The organism is Streptomyces sp. NPDC039424 (genome assembly GCF_055639495.1).
In genome coordinates, this window is the sequence record NZ_JBVKAI010000028.1 from 66,445 (window position 1) to 80,016 (window position 13,572).

Annotated in this window: 12 protein-coding genes and 2 pseudogenes; 7 read left to right on the top strand and 7 right to left on the bottom strand. The window is 69.3% G+C overall.

Annotated elements, in window-relative coordinates; genetic code table 11:
• Positions 1 to 2: 2 nt before the first annotated feature.
• The 3 genes and pseudogenes from ACZ7L0_RS40200 to ACZ7L0_RS40210 form a co-directional block, all read right to left on the bottom strand.
• A pseudogene (locus tag ACZ7L0_RS40200) lies at positions 3 to 552 on the bottom strand (MOSC domain-containing protein).
• 405 nt (positions 553 to 957) lie between these two features.
• The gene (locus ACZ7L0_RS40205; protein ID WP_471247533.1) at positions 958 to 1,524 is read right to left on the bottom strand and encodes an RICIN domain-containing protein; all 567 of its coding nucleotides are present in this window, start codon (positions 1,522 to 1,524) and stop codon (positions 958 to 960) included.
• Positions 1,525 to 1,949: 425 nt separating this feature from the next.
• Positions 1,950 to 5,303, bottom strand: coding sequence for a BTAD domain-containing putative transcriptional regulator (locus ACZ7L0_RS40210; RefSeq protein WP_471247534.1), 3,354 nt, complete (start codon positions 5,301 to 5,303; stop codon positions 1,950 to 1,952).
• Positions 5,304 to 5,457: 154 nt separating this feature from the next.
• Here ACZ7L0_RS40210 and ACZ7L0_RS40215 point away from each other — a divergent pair, with 154 nt between their 5' ends.
• The 4 genes from ACZ7L0_RS40215 (at position 5,458) to ACZ7L0_RS40230 (ending at position 8,555) form a co-directional block, all read left to right on the top strand.
• Entirely contained in the window at positions 5,458 to 6,150 is a 693-nt protein-coding gene (locus ACZ7L0_RS40215) for a hemerythrin domain-containing protein (protein ID WP_471247535.1), read from the top strand.
• The gene (locus ACZ7L0_RS40220; protein ID WP_471247536.1) at positions 6,147 to 7,085 is read left to right on the top strand and encodes a pyridoxamine 5'-phosphate oxidase family protein; all 939 of its coding nucleotides are present in this window, start codon (positions 6,147 to 6,149) and stop codon (positions 7,083 to 7,085) included. Before ACZ7L0_RS40215 ends, ACZ7L0_RS40220 begins: the two co-directional genes overlap by 4 nt.
• A gap of 188 nt (positions 7,086 to 7,273) precedes the next feature.
• Positions 7,274 to 7,402, top strand: coding sequence for a hypothetical protein (locus ACZ7L0_RS40225; RefSeq protein ID WP_471247537.1), 129 nt, complete (start codon positions 7,274 to 7,276; stop codon positions 7,400 to 7,402).
• 403 nt (positions 7,403 to 7,805) lie between these two features.
• On the top strand, positions 7,806 to 8,555 hold the full coding sequence (locus ACZ7L0_RS40230) for a DUF8175 domain-containg protein (protein WP_471247538.1): 750 nt from the start codon (positions 7,806 to 7,808) through the stop codon (positions 8,553 to 8,555).
• Here the strand turns inward: ACZ7L0_RS40230 and ACZ7L0_RS40235 are convergent.
• Positions 8,531 to 8,734: pseudogene (locus ACZ7L0_RS40235) on the bottom strand (hypothetical protein); the annotation flags it as partial. The gene ACZ7L0_RS40230 and the pseudogene ACZ7L0_RS40235 overlap by 25 nt on opposite strands.
• A gap of 160 nt (positions 8,735 to 8,894) precedes the next feature.
• Between ACZ7L0_RS40235 and ACZ7L0_RS40240 the strand changes: the two are divergent.
• Together ACZ7L0_RS40240 and ACZ7L0_RS40245 are read left to right on the top strand one after the other, a co-directional pair.
• Positions 8,895 to 9,389 (top strand): hypothetical protein, encoded by a 495-nt coding sequence (locus ACZ7L0_RS40240; protein ID WP_471247539.1) that lies wholly within the window; start codon positions 8,895 to 8,897, stop codon positions 9,387 to 9,389.
• A 16-nt stretch (positions 9,390 to 9,405) separates the two neighbouring features.
• On the top strand, positions 9,406 to 9,639 hold the full coding sequence (locus tag ACZ7L0_RS40245; RefSeq protein WP_471247540.1) for a hypothetical protein: 234 nt from the start codon (positions 9,406 to 9,408) through the stop codon (positions 9,637 to 9,639).
• Positions 9,640 to 9,706: 67 nt separating this feature from the next.
• Here the strand turns inward: ACZ7L0_RS40245 and ACZ7L0_RS40250 are convergent, their stop codons facing one another.
• The 3 genes from ACZ7L0_RS40250 to ACZ7L0_RS40260 form a co-directional block, all read right to left on the bottom strand.
• On the bottom strand, positions 9,707 to 10,318 hold the full coding sequence (locus tag ACZ7L0_RS40250; protein ID WP_471247558.1) for a DUF6000 family protein: 612 nt from the start codon (positions 10,316 to 10,318) through the stop codon (positions 9,707 to 9,709).
• A gap of 315 nt (positions 10,319 to 10,633) precedes the next feature.
• Complete coding sequence (locus ACZ7L0_RS40255) at positions 10,634 to 11,296, bottom strand: class I SAM-dependent methyltransferase (RefSeq protein ID WP_471247541.1); 663 nt, start codon at positions 11,294 to 11,296, stop codon at positions 10,634 to 10,636.
• A 364-nt stretch (positions 11,297 to 11,660) separates the two neighbouring features.
• On the bottom strand, positions 11,661 to 12,542 hold the full coding sequence (locus ACZ7L0_RS40260) for an alpha/beta fold hydrolase (RefSeq protein ID WP_471247542.1): 882 nt from the start codon (positions 12,540 to 12,542) through the stop codon (positions 11,661 to 11,663).
• Between the two features lie 81 nt (positions 12,543 to 12,623).
• Between ACZ7L0_RS40260 and ACZ7L0_RS40265 the strand changes: the two genes are divergently transcribed.
• Positions 12,624 to 13,124, top strand: coding sequence for a CGNR zinc finger domain-containing protein (locus ACZ7L0_RS40265; protein WP_471247543.1), 501 nt, complete (start codon positions 12,624 to 12,626; stop codon positions 13,122 to 13,124).
• Positions 13,125 to 13,572: the final 448 nt, after the last annotated feature.

The following is a 13,572-nucleotide window of genomic DNA, read 5'->3' on the forward strand; positions in this document are numbered from 1 at the left end:
GCCTAGACCCGTTCCAGCGAGCGGTGCGGCAGGGGCGGGGTTTCGACCTGGATGGAATCACCGGGGCGGACGATCCCTCCACGGCGGACCACAGCCATCACACCGGACTTGAATGTGAACTCGCCGGATGCCGAGTCCATGGTGAAGACCTCACTGAGGAGCCAGCCCCTTGCGGAAGTCGTTGATCTTTGAGCACGGGTTGCCCAGTCCCGTCACCTCGAGCACCGCCTGCTCTCCGAGATGGAGCAGAGCGCCGGTGGGCAGGCCCAACAGATCCACATTGCGCGTGGTGATGTTCTCGCCGAGCTGCCCCGCAGAGACCTCGAAGCCTTTGAGGGCGAGCTCGTCGAAGAGTTCCTCGTGCATCAGGTGGACCTGGCGCAGGTTGGGCAGGTCCGCCTCGTAGGTCATGCGGAACTGGTGACGGATCGTCTCACCTGCGTGAACGTCTCCTTCCACTCCGAGCCCTGTGAGCAGCATGATGGAATCGCGATTGGTCTTGCTGAACGTGTACGCCTCGTCACGGCCTACAGCGGCGACCTGACCAGTCATCACGCTCCCCATTGTCGTTCTGCGGCCGGTCGAGCTTAAAGGTGGTACGACGAGCCTCATGAGGGGGCATGTAGTAGTTGGCGGACTTCGTCGGGCGGGTGCGCCAGGATACGAAGCTCGACCGGCGTCGTCCTGCCACTGCGTGATTACCGCCGGGGGGGCGTCCTGCCGAGTGGTGTAGCCGGTTGGGGTCGCGCATGCGCGGCGGCTGCCCGGGGCGTGCACCCGTGTTCGGTGCGTGCTCCCTGAACAAGGGGCAGGCCACCGCGCAAGTCGTCTGGTGAACGGGCAGTTCAACTGGAGGAGCGTACGACGGCCTTGTCCTAGTCGGACTTGAAGCGGGTTGCTTCAGTCACTCCGGCCACCAAGGTCATCGGCGCCGCCCCGGACGAGCGCTCCGATGTGTCAGCCGGTCAGGAACCACAGCTGGGATGCAGTTGCGTGTCCGCCGGGCATCTCCCGTAGGGGCGCGTAGTTGTCGTCGCCGTAGGTGGCGGTGACGGCGAGGTCCTCGTTGAGGTAGGGCACCAGGGCCCAGGCGTTACCGTCGACGGTGGGCCGCAGCCGCCACCACTGAGCCTTCTTTGTGGACTGGCACGGGGCCAGGTAGACAGAAGTGCCGGCGTCGCCTCGGACCTCCGCGCAGTTGCCGGTGGTGGTGATCGTCCACTCGTAGACCGTCTCGCCCTGCGCTGTCCGGGTCGGGGTGAACCGGAAGGTGCGCGGGAACGGATGATCGGCCCGGTAGTACACCTGCAGGTACGTGTTCTTGCCACCTGCAACGTCGTCCGGGATGAGGTAGTTGGTGTAGGCCACGCTGGTGATCACCACGGGCCCCGAGGGAGCATTGGGGGCGGCGGGCGCCGCCTGGGCGGGAGTACTGAGCGCGAGGCCGAGCAGCGTCGCGAGCGCGGCGCAGAGAGCGAGGATGCGCTGCCCAACGAGAGTGTGCTGTCGAATCGGCAGGGTCATGGAGAGTTACCCCTTCCTGTCAATGCCACGGGTTTTCGCTCGCGGCATCTGTGATTCAACCGCGACTCTCTCCGGTTGGGGATCACTCACGGGAGTGAAGACAGGCTCCTGACGTGCAGAAACGACCCTTCTCGGGGATGGGTTTCACAGATCCCGGGAGCGGCTCCTGCCGTCGTACGGGGCCGACGACGCCCGGTGCGGTGACGGGGGGCTCGGCCGGGGGGCTCGGGGTGTACCGGCTCGTCACCACGCTCGGCAGCCGTGTGCGCCAGCCGTCCGCCCGTCGTGAGGGGCGCGCCTTCACCCCCACCAAAGCACTGCGGCCCGGCGAACAGGTCCAGATCGACACCGGCCTTCCCGTAATTGCGGCCCTGCCACCGCCCACGGTGGTGGCACGAGGAGGCGCCGGCGCCACCCCATGCGGTCTAGATCGCCACGGTACGTCGACGCTCCCGTTCAGCGGCCAGGCATGCGGCCGCCCGGCGTGCCTCGGCGACGCGGTGCGGCGAGTCCCAGGCGAGTGCGACGCGTTCGGCCAGCGCGTAGTTGTCGGCCGCAGCCTGATCCTCCCCAAGGAGCCGGTACAGCTCGGCGAGGGAGTGGGCGAGGGGGCGGGTCGCGTAGGCGGCGCCTGCCGTGCCTGCGAACTGGTCGCGGATGGGCAGCAGATGCTCGATCAGCGAGGCCGCCGTGTCCGTGTCGCCGAGCAGGACGGCGAGTTCGCAGCGGAAGTCGAGTTCCACGCCGTAAAGGTGGTCCGTCACCGGTCGCGGGGCGAGGGGCACCGCTGTCGCTTCCTCCAGCCGCCCCAGGCGGGCCAGGACCAGGGCGTGGAGCACCGCGACGGGGGTGCCGATCGCCGCGTACAGGTCGCGGGCGACCGGTTCGAGGTCGGCCGCCCGCTCTTGGGCGAGACGGATGGTGATCACGCCCAGCGTGCGCGGGCCCGTGGCGTGGTGCGCCCCGACGCGTTGGAACAGGCCGTCGGCCGCGGCGTAGCGGGCCTCTGCCTCGTCGAAGCGTCCGGCGACGGTGGCCAGCATGGCGGAGGTCGCGGCGGCGATGCCCTGCGCCCACACCATGCGGTAGCGGCGTGCCAGTTCCAGGGCGTGGGCGTTGTGCCGGCGCAGCCCGTCGGGATCGTTGCGGGTCGCGGCGGTCATGCCGTCGAGGTGCTCGCACACCCAGCGGTAGGCCGGGAGGTCGTGCGCTTGCGCCAGCTTCCGCAGTTCCGCGACGAGCGGCGTGCGGACGGCGCCCTGTGCCTCGTGGGGCAGCAGCTTGGCGGACGTCATCAACGCCGATGCCAGCAGGCGCGGTTCGCCGTCGGCTCGGGCCAGCGCCAGTTGTGCGTGCGCCGCTTCCAGGGCCCGCGGCGCCTCCTCGGCGGCCACGGCGTCGACGAGGACCTGGAGGACCCGGGCGCGTGTCGCGTCGTCGAGGGTGTGGTCGTGAGCGAGCCGTTTCAGGCGGGCAAGGGCGGTGCGGTCGAAGAAACCCTCCAGTCGGCTGCGCCAGGGTGAGGGCTCGGTCCAGGCGCCGTAGACCGCGGCGACCAGGTCGTCCCGGCCGGCCCGCATCGCGAGGTCGACCGCCCGCTGCCGGGTGTGCCGGGCAGCGTCCGTCGATCCGGCCCGCACCTGTGCCCCCAGCAGCCGCACCAGGAGGGCCACCGTTTCCTGCGGGTCGGCGTCGTGGTCGGCCGCGGCTGCCGAGTGCGCCTCGAGGGCCTGCTCGATCAGCTCGACGGACATGTCGTGGGCGTACCGCCTCTCGGCGAGCTCGGCCGCCCGCAGTGCATAGTCGATGGCCAGGGGCGCGTTGGCGGTTCTGCCCGAGCGGGCGAAATGGAACGCGAGGGCCGCGAGATCGTGCGGGCGGTGGTGCCGCAGTCCTTGCGCGATGCGGTCGTGCAGACGGGCCCGCCGCACGCCGGACAGGTCGGTGTAGACGGTGTCGCGGACCAGCGCGTGCACGAAGCGGACTCGTCCCAGAGCGGGTTCGGTCAGCAGATCCGCGGCCACCGCGGCGTCGAGTCCTTCCAGCACCGTGTCCTCGTCGGCGTCTGCCGCGTCGACCAGGAGGGCGACTTCGGCCTCCAGTCCCGCGACGGCCGCCAGCCGCACGGCTGAGCGGGCCTCGGCCGGCAGCAGGGCCAGACGCCTGCGCAGCACGTCCCGTACGCCTTGGGGAACTTCCGACACGGCCACCAGAGCGCCCTCGCTGACCAGCAGGCGTGCGCTCTCGAGGACGTAGAAGGGGTTGCCGCCGGTGCGTTCGGCGAGCGCCGTCACCGTGGTCTCGTCAACGGTTTCGCCGCAGACGGCGGCGACCACGGTCGCGACGTCCTGGGGCGAGAGGCCGCTGAGCGCAATACGTCGCGGGGCGCCGGGTGCGAGGTGGGCGAGGGTCTTACCCAGGTTCACCCCCACCTCGGCCGGACGGTAACTGGCGATGATGAGGAGAGGAACACCGGTGATCTGCGCGGCCGCCTCGAGGAGGGCCAGAGTCTCGCTGTCGGCCCGGTGCAGGTCTTCCAGGAGGATGGCGAGCGGTTGTTGTGCGGCCACGGTCCGCAGCCAGGCGGCGAAGGCACGGTGCATACGGAAGCGCCCCGCGGCGGCCTCGTCGCGCGTCATGGCGGCCACGGCCTCCGACTCGTGCAGCAAGCCGGCAAGCTCCTCGGGATGCGCCGGTGGCGCGTAACGGGCGAGAGCGCCGAGCGCCCCCACCCAGGCCCACGCGGGTGGCGCACCCTCGTACTCGGGGCAGCGCCCGATCATCACCGTCCACCCTGCCGCCTCCAGCTGCCCCACGAGCCGCTCGAGCAGTGCGGACTTGCCCACTCCGGGCTCGCCGGTGACCAGGACCACCCCACCCGCGCGCCGGGCCGCTCGTGCGGCGGCCTCCACGGCGCTCACTTCGGTCTCCCTGCCGACGAAGAGGCAGCCCTCGTCGTCGGGCTCATCGACGGGAGCGGTTCCCGGCACGGCGGTCGTGAGCGCCGTCTGCGGTACGGCCGCGTGCAGCACGTCCAACTGCTGGGCCAGGACGGCGTGTTCCAACTCGGTCAGAGCCGGTCCGGGATCGCACCCGAGTTCCTCCCGCAGCACCACGGTGGCGCGGCGCAGAGTGGACAGGGCATCGGCCTGGCGGCCACAGGCCCACTGGGCCAGAGCGAGCAGCCGCCAGCCCTCCTCACGCAACGGGCTCTGCCGCACCAGGACTTCGGCCGCCAGCACCGCCTCGCCCGCGTGCCCGGTGCGCAGGTCGGTCGCGGCGGCCAGTTCGCGGGCCTGTGCGCACAGTTCGGTCAGCCGGGCCACCTCGGACGCGGCCCACGACTCGTCCCAGTGCTCCAGGAAGGCCGGGCCCTGCCACCATCCGAGCGCTTCCGCCAGCAGCTCCCGCGCACTGTCGGGCGGAGCGCTGCGGGCCCGGGACACCTGGGCCTCGAACCGCCAGGCGTCCACCGCCTCGGGAGGCAGCCGCAGGGCATAGCCCGGCGGGGAGGTGACCAGGACGGTCGCGGGGGTGCGCGGGAGCCGTTCCGGCTCCAGCAGGCGGCGCAGATTCGACACATAAGCGTGCAGGGACACAGTGGCCTTGGCCGGGGGCACACCGCGCCACAGCGCGTCGGCCAAGCGGTCGACGGGCACCACCTCCTGGCGGGCCGCGACCAGCAGCGCGAGAACGGCCCGCTGCCGCGGAGCTCCCAGTTCGACCGGCCTGCCCCCGACCTCGGCGCCCAGTGAACCCAGGACTCGAATACGCAGCACGCTGCGCGAATCTACCCGAGGGGCGGTTGCAGACCGTCAACGGACACTAAACGCGCTGGTCAAGGCGTCCCAAGTGCGGTGCCAAGCGGGCGCCAAGAGGGCTGCGCAACGGTGGGCACTTCTCACCGGTACCTCATTGTTGGAGCAACCAGGCGTGTCCCGCAGTACTTTCCCCTCCCCCACCACCCAACGGCCCTACACGCACGAGATGGTGGTCGTCCATCGGGTCTTCCGACGCGAGTCGGCGCTGGCACCCCGTCTGGTACGGGCCGTGCCGGACGGCGACACCACACGGGCGGCACAGATCGCGGCCCACCTGGACGACTACGTGATGGGGCTGCACCATCACCACTCCCTCGAGGACGAGTTGGTCTGGCCGCTGCTCCACGCCCGGGGCGCGGACGGCGGGCTGGTCGACCGGATGGAGGAGCAGCACCAGCGCATCGACCGAAGCCTCACGGTCGTAGCCGAATGGCTGCCCGCTTGGCTGCGGGAGGCGAACCACATCGCCCGGGAGGAACTGGCCCTGGCGCTGACCGAGCACCACACGGTGCTGCTCGAACACCTCGACGACGAGGAGCGGCTGGTGCTGCCCCTGGTCGCCGAGCATCTGACCGTCGCCGAGTGGGACCTGGTCGGCCAACGCGGGCTGGAAGGGCTGCCCAAGAACAAGGTGTTGCTGGCCCTCGGCGCGATTCTCGAGGACGCAACACCACAGGAACGCGCCTACTTCCTAGGCAGGGCCCCCTTCATCGGCCGCCTGCTGTGGAAGGCCGTCGGCCGACGCCAGTACGCCGCGTCGTGCCGTGCCCTGCGCGGCGAACTGCACGAGGAGGCGGGCCGGTGACCGTACTCGACGCTGCTCCTCTCGACGTGCTGGATGCCTACCGAACCTGCGAGTTCGCAACGCTCGGCCAGGACGGCGCACCGGTGGTCTGGCCCGCCGCGATCCGGCGTCAGACCGACGGGACGCTGCTGCTGACCACGTCACTGGCGTTCGCGCAGAAAGCCCTGAACGTGCGCCGGGACGGGCGCGTGGCCCTGCTCTACTCCGATCCCACCGGCAGCGGCCTCGACGACGCCCCCCAGATCTTCGTCGGTGGCCGGGCCACATGCCCGGACGACATCATGACCGGCCCCGAAGGCGCCGAGGACTACTGGCAGATGCTGTTCGAGCGGCAGCCGCACAGCCGGTCGTACCTCGCCCCCGGCGTGAGACGGCTGATGGAGTGGTACTACCTCCGCCTGCTCATCACCGTCACTCCGGAACAGGTCGTCGTACGCCCTCCCCTGGCGTCCCTGCCCCCGTCGCAGCCCGCCACCGGGGAGAAACCCGCCCCCTTGCTGCTCGGGGCCAAGCAACTCGCCCCCTATCCGAGCGCGGTGCTGGCGGCGCGCGACTCGACGGGAGCACCTGTACTGGCCCGGACCAGGCCGGTGGCGACGGACGCGGGATTCGTGGTGACGGTGCCCTCCGGCTGCGTCGTGACGGCCGGCCCCGCCGCCCTGCTGGTGCACCGGCACGACGAACGGCTCAACCACCTGCGGAACACGCTCGTCCGCGGAGAGCTACGACAAGACGGTGACGGCTGGCTGCTGGTGCCCGGCACGGTGGTGGAGCCGATGGGCTCCGGACGCCCGAGCGACGCGCTGCGGGTGCTGCGCCGGACGAACCGGGCCACCGCACGCTATTTGCAACGGCGCGGCCTTTCACGGCCCCCCGTGCAGTGGGAGGCATTCCGGGCACTGGCCACGCCCAAGCCGAAGCGAACCGGCAGCTGACGGCGGTACGGCGGGGGCGGCGAGGGCGGCGAGGGCGGCGAGGGCGGCGAGGGCGGCGAGGGCGGCGAGGGCGGCGAGGGCGGCGGGGGCGGCGGGGGCGGCGCCCGAAGTCTGCCACTCGGCGGTGCGCTGCCGTCCTTCGCACCCACCCACCACGCCCTGTTGAAGGAAAGGGACGCGTGTAGTCGATGATCATAGTGATCGTCCTGGTCGTCGCAGCGGCCGCCGTGGTCGCAGTATGGGTTCTCGGTCATTGGCCGGACCCGCACAACCGCACGGACCAGAACCAGCAGGTGATGCGCTCACCCCACCACTGACCGGCGCGCGGTGCTCAGGCAGCCTCAGCATGTCCTCGGTGTAGCGGACCGTCTGGGCCGGCGCCCCGGGGCGCCGGCCGCGAGGGCCTGCGCCGCCAGCTCGGCCGCGTGGGATAGGGGCTCAGCCCTCGGCTATCCCCTCGTCCCACAGCTGCACCGGCACTGGTGGTTCACCTGGGGATTCGGTCCAGTTGCCCTCCAAGAATTCGGCATGATCCGGACATTCAGGCACCCAGTCCGTCATCGGCCCGGCGCCTGGGACGGTAGCGCGCGAACCATCAGCACCGAGCTGCCGTGATCGCAGGTGCTCTGCCCGCCCGTGCGGGCCTGCTCATGACCGCCATCCGGGTCAGATTCACGGTAAATACGGCATCATCGACGGCGGCTGAACCCCGTGCCCCTGATGACATCAGCCCTGAATACCGGAGACACAACGACCGTGCCCCTCTCACGACACCTCATCCCCATCATGGCGTGGCCGGTGCTGGCCATGCTCGCCGCGGCGGCGGTCACCGGCTGCCAGTCCTCACCAGCCGCAACAGGCAAGCCGACGGCGTCTGCCACGGCCCGCGCAGCCTCCACCGGAAACGAAGGGGGTTGCCCGACAACACGCGCCTCCGACCAAAAGGCCGGCCTGACCACTCCGCCGGAGGGGGTCTCCTGGCAGATGTTCCACGGTGTCGCCGTACCCGCCTCTCCCACCCTGGGCCCGAAGAGGACTACCGGGGACATCGCGCGCTGCTACGCGCACAACTCTGCTGGTGCACTTCTCGCCGCCTGCCAGATCGGTGTCCGCTTCCCGCTGTCGACGCGATGGAAAGCCGTGGTCCAAGAGCAAACCTACGGCGAGGGCCGCGACGGCTACGTCCGTGCGCGAACCAGGCGCGAAGCAGAGGTAGGCGGGCCCCCCTCGCCCGCGTCCGGAGAAATGCTGCAGCTGGCCGGGTTCCGCTTCGACAGCTACTCCGATCAGCGGGCCGTCATCTCGCTGGCCTACCGGCAGTCCGGAGGCACCCTTATCCAGGCCAGCGCCGCCGCCGTGCAGTGGCATGGCGGATCCAGCGGAGACTGGCGTTATGAGATTCCCCGGTCCCCCGGCCCCTACCAGAAACTCCGAAGCCTTAAGGGCTACACCCTGTGGGGCGCGCAGTGATGAGCTGCGGGATGCCCGGGACGCCGCGGTCGGGATGGCGATCCGGCTACGCGATCGACGGGCTGAGCACCAAAGCGGCCAACAAGTGCCCATAGGACGTCGAGTCGACGGCGAGCGAGGGCGAGAATCGCTTGCTTGTGGCTCTTGTCCTCGCTTCTCTTGCGGTCGTAGAACATCTTCCACGTAGGGCAGAAGCGTGCGGCGATCTGGGCGGTGGAGAGGCTGTAGGTCACGGGGGCTCGTGCGGAGGATCGTCCGCGGACGTGGTGGGAGCAGGCGTTGCGGTAGGAACATCGATCCTCGGCATCGGTGGCGGATGAGCGCCCCGGGTAGGGTGCGGTGGTCGACCTGATCACCTTCAAGAGGAGTGGTCGTGCCCTGGGCAGCCAGGTTCAGTACGGGAATTGGGATGTGGTGAGAGGTCGAACGGCGAGCGTCCTGTGTGCCGCGGCAGTCGCCCTGCTGGCCGGCGCCTGCGGTGGTGACCCGAAGGCGCTGCCGCATATAGCGGCGGCGGACGTCTTGGGTCACTGGACAAGCGACTGCGGATCGACGCTCACGGTCGAACCGGACCGCACCTTTACCGTCCGGGACTTCCCAGTGGACTACGCGCTGGTCTCCGGAGCTGTGAAGCGCCTGGCGGCCGGCCACGGGACCTGGTACCTCTACGCAGGGGGCAAGGGGGTTACCCCGCAGACTTTCGACCTGAAGATCGGAGAGGAGTTCTACGACCTGGACTACGTCCGCAGGGGGGACTCGATCGCCCTCCGCATGGCACTCGGCGACCCCGACGACAACCAGTGGTGTGAGTTCTCCCGCCAGTCCCGCGCCTGACCGGTCAGGTCGACGCTTGGCCCGCCCGATCCAGCCGCAATACAACTACCTGAAGCTCAGGCGCCTTGGCCTGGGTGGCCTTGCCGGCCGCAACACTGCCCGCCTTGCGCTGGCGGCTGACGTTCCTGCCTCAATCCTCGCCGCCCTCACCGGGACCAGCGTCGACAACGCGACGGACTGGACGAACTTCGTCAAGCGCAACTGGACCGGCTACATCGCGAGCCCTCGCAACGACCGCCAAGAGGTCTGATCTACGTCTCACGGCCAGAAATGCAGCAGTCACAGACACACCGTGCCCTGCGGACAGAGTGTTGCCGTCATCTCGCTTCAGCGCACTCGTCGACGTAGGCGCAAAGCCGGCGAATGAGGCTCAGGTATGTGGCGGGGTCCGTGGTGTCCTGCATGTGGGATGCGTCCTGGAGCCACTGTTGCCACAGGCCACCCGGGCCCAGGAAACGGGCAGCTTGGTCCCCTTTGCGATTCAGGTCGACGAACAGGAGAGCGCCCATGGCCACGGTCTGGTCGTATGCGAGGTCCGGACGGCGAAGGTAGCGATCCAGGTAGGCGACCAGCAGTTCTGAGTCGCGCTGCGTTCCAAAACTGGCCAGGGCCACACAATAGGCCAGCCCAGCACAGCAGGCCTCGCTGGCCAGCAGCAGCTCTCCGAGGCGCTCACGGAACTCGGTCCGGCGGGAGATAGCCACGAGCCACGCCGCAGTCCTCCGCTCCCGCCACCCGCCCTCAAGGAGGATGGTGATCTCATTCGTGGTGATGACTCCCGCGTCCTCGCTGAGATTTCCCACGAATCGGTCGTGCTCAGGACCCCGCATGCGCAGCAAGCTGCCGCCGAGCTTCAGGTAACGCCGCTCGGGTATGACATAGCGGCGAACCAGGGCCAGCAGTTCGGGATCCTCGTGGGCATGGCGCATCACAGGGCCGATCCTGCCTCGCTGGTGCGCAACGAAGCCACCCCCTTTTGACGTTGTGTTCGGCTGCGGAGAGGGGCGGCAACTTCCGAGCCAGGTCACGCGGCGGTCGACTCGGTGCGTTCGACCAGGTGGCCGTTCTCGAACCGGGGCTCCGGCCCGGACCAAGGGCACGAGGTGGGCACCGGTGATCGCCCGACATCTGTCCTGGGCGGATGCCCGATGCTTTGGCCTGACCTCGCCCAACGTGACCGGCTCGTCGATGCCTGGAGCCTGACGGCTCCCCGTCCGGCAGGTTGTATGCGGTCTTCTGTTGGGTCAGGCAGCCCCTGCCTGGGCTTTGCGGACGAGCAGGTGAATCTCCTGGAACTGCCGTCGGTCGGTGGGCTGAGGCTCGCGAACCATCCGGGCCACCTCGGACAACCCGGACCTGCGCAGCATCGCGGCGAGGTGATCAGGCGACCACCGATAGGCCGGCGCGACGGTGTGATCGAAGACCTGCGTCGGGTGTGACGGATCGTCGCTTGCCGAAAAGCCGACCAGAAGGTGGCCGCCAGGTGCCAGCACACGATGGAACTCCGCCAGGATGGCGGGGAGTTCCCGCGGCGGCGTGTGGATGATGGACCAACGGGAAAGTACGCCGCCCAGCACGCCGTCAGCGATGTTCAACGCGGCCATCGAGCCCACGTCGAACCGCAGGCCCGGATAGGCCTGTCGAGCCAACTTGATCATCGCAGGAGAGGCATCAACACCAAACGCCGCCAGCCCCAACTCATGCAGATAAGCGGTGATATGGCCAGGACCACACCCCAGGTCCGCGACCTGACCGTCCCCACTCGCACTTACGACCTCGGCGAAGGCGCCCAAGATCGCACGGTCGAAGGGACTGTCACGCAGCGAGTCGCGGAACAACTGCGCATAGGTGGGGGCAACAGCGTCGTAGGCCTCTCGGGTGGCAGTGAGGGCATCGTGTTCGACCATGCTCGCGACAGTAGTTCCTGGCGCTGGGGCCGAGCCTAGAGAATCACGATCTTCCCGCCCGATCACCGGGCTATCGCTGGTTCGGAGAAGCAGTGATCTTCCACAACGCGCTGGACATCGCCGAGATCGTGCGCCAGCTCCGGGAGGAGGGCCATGTCATCGACCTCGAGGACTGGCCCACATCTCGCCGTACCTGACCGAGCACATCCGCCCCTTCAGCGAGTACTCCACCCACGAGCTCGGAATCCAGCCCGAGGCGTACGACCCGCACGTGGACGTCGACTTCGGCCGGCTCCAGGAGCTCACCGACGCCGCTCCCTGATCCGGCGGGGTCGATCGAACGGCTTCGGAGCCTGGCATTCTGTCAGCTGCTGACTGGCGCGCCGAGTACGCGCGGGCGGAATTGCATGATGGCGGCGACGACCGCGTCGAGGTGGCTCTCCAGGAGGAAGTGACCGCCATCGAGCAGGACGATCTCCGCGTCCGGGACGTCGCGCTGGAACGCCTCCGCACCGGCCGGCGCGAAGATCTCGTCGTTGCGGCCCCAGATCGCCAGGACGGGGACACGGCTCGAGCGCAGCCACTCGTGCACCGCCGGGTACAGGGCTCGGTTACTGGAGTAGTCGCCGAACAAGGCGAGTTGGGCGCGATCGACGCCGGGGCGGGCAAGAAGCGCCAGGTCGTGCTCCCAGGCGTCGGGATCGATCAGGGTGGGGTCGGGGACACCGTGGGTGTACTGCCACTCGACGGCTTCCCGGCCCAGAGCGGGCCGCAGCCGTGCTTCGTTCTCCGGGGTGCGTTGCGCCCCGTAGGCCCAGATGGGTTCCCAGAAGTCCGGCACGAACCCTTCCTCATAGGCGTTGCCGTTCTGCGAGACGACGGCGAGGACCGCTTCTGGGGACGCCAGCGCGAGTCGCCAGCCGATGGGCGCGCCGTAGTCCTGTACGTAGATCGCGTAGCGGTGCACGCCAAGGGCCGCCAGGAAGCCACGAGTCACCTCGGCGAGAGCGTCGAAGGTGTAGGTGAAGTCCGTGACGCTGGGCGCTGACGAGCGGCCGAAGCCGATGTGGTCGGGCGCGATCACCCGGTAAGGACCGGCCAGCGCCGGGATCAGGCGCCGGAACATGTGGGAGCTCGTCGGATAGCCGTGCAGCAACAGCAGGACGGGGGCGTCCGACGGGCCCGCCTCCCGGTAGAAGACGGTCATGCCGTCGACGTCCACGGTCCGGTGATGAACAGCAACCACAGTAACCCCTTAAATCAATTTAACCGGTTAGGTTATGGTGATGGTGCACCTAGCCGTATGGCGTGTCAAGGAGAGTTAGCCGTGGCCGAGGACGAGGAACTGCTGCTCACCGTGCTCAACAGCGCCCCGGTGATGGACGGACGCCCCACGGACGCCCTGAGTGCACAGGGGGCGGCGGACTGGGTACGAGCGCTCGGAGGGCGTGGCACGAGGGAGGAGTGTGACCGCCTGCGTCATGTACGTGACACGCTGCACCTGCTGATTCGGGGGGCCTCCTCGGATGTCAGCAGCCTTGCCTCCGCGCTCGACCGGGCACGACTTCGCCCTGCCGTCTCGCCCGCAGGCGTGTCCTGGCAACTGGAGGCAGCGCCAGATGAGGAGCTTGCGGTCCGCGTCGTACTCGCGTGGTCGCGCGTCACCACGGAACTGCCGCAACGGCTGCGGGCCTGCGCGAATGAGGAGTGCAATCTGTTCCTCATCGATCACAGCCGACCCGGGACTGCCCGGTGGTGTTCCATGGCAGCCTGCGGCAACCGAATGAAGGCGCGAACTCACGCGCGCAAGCGGCGCTTCGAGGAGTGACCGCCCGAGCGGAAGCCCTGCGGTCGACCGCGACGCGTACGTGGTGTGCGTGCTGGTGCTGGAGGAGCCGCACCGCACGCTGAACCGGCGGGACGTGTTCGCCTCCCCGCCGAACCGGTGGGAGGCGATGGGCGGGCACGTGCTCGCGGGCCCGAGCCTGCCCGAGGACGCTGACGAGCGCTTGGCCCAGCTCACCCGCAGGGTGGACGCGCCCTGGCGGCAGACGGCAGACGGCGGACCGGCTCGCCGAGGCCGGCGACGCCGCGAAGGTGGAGATCGTCGTTCCCGAGGGCGGCGCACGCGCCAAGCTGTCGGTGGACAAGCTCGGCGCGGTGGGCGAACCGGAGTCGCTGAGCCGGCTGAAGACCACCACAGAGGTGATGCCACCTCCAGGATCGACCTGCCGGACCTGCTGTTCCAAGTCCGCTCCTGGACCGGGTTCCTTGAC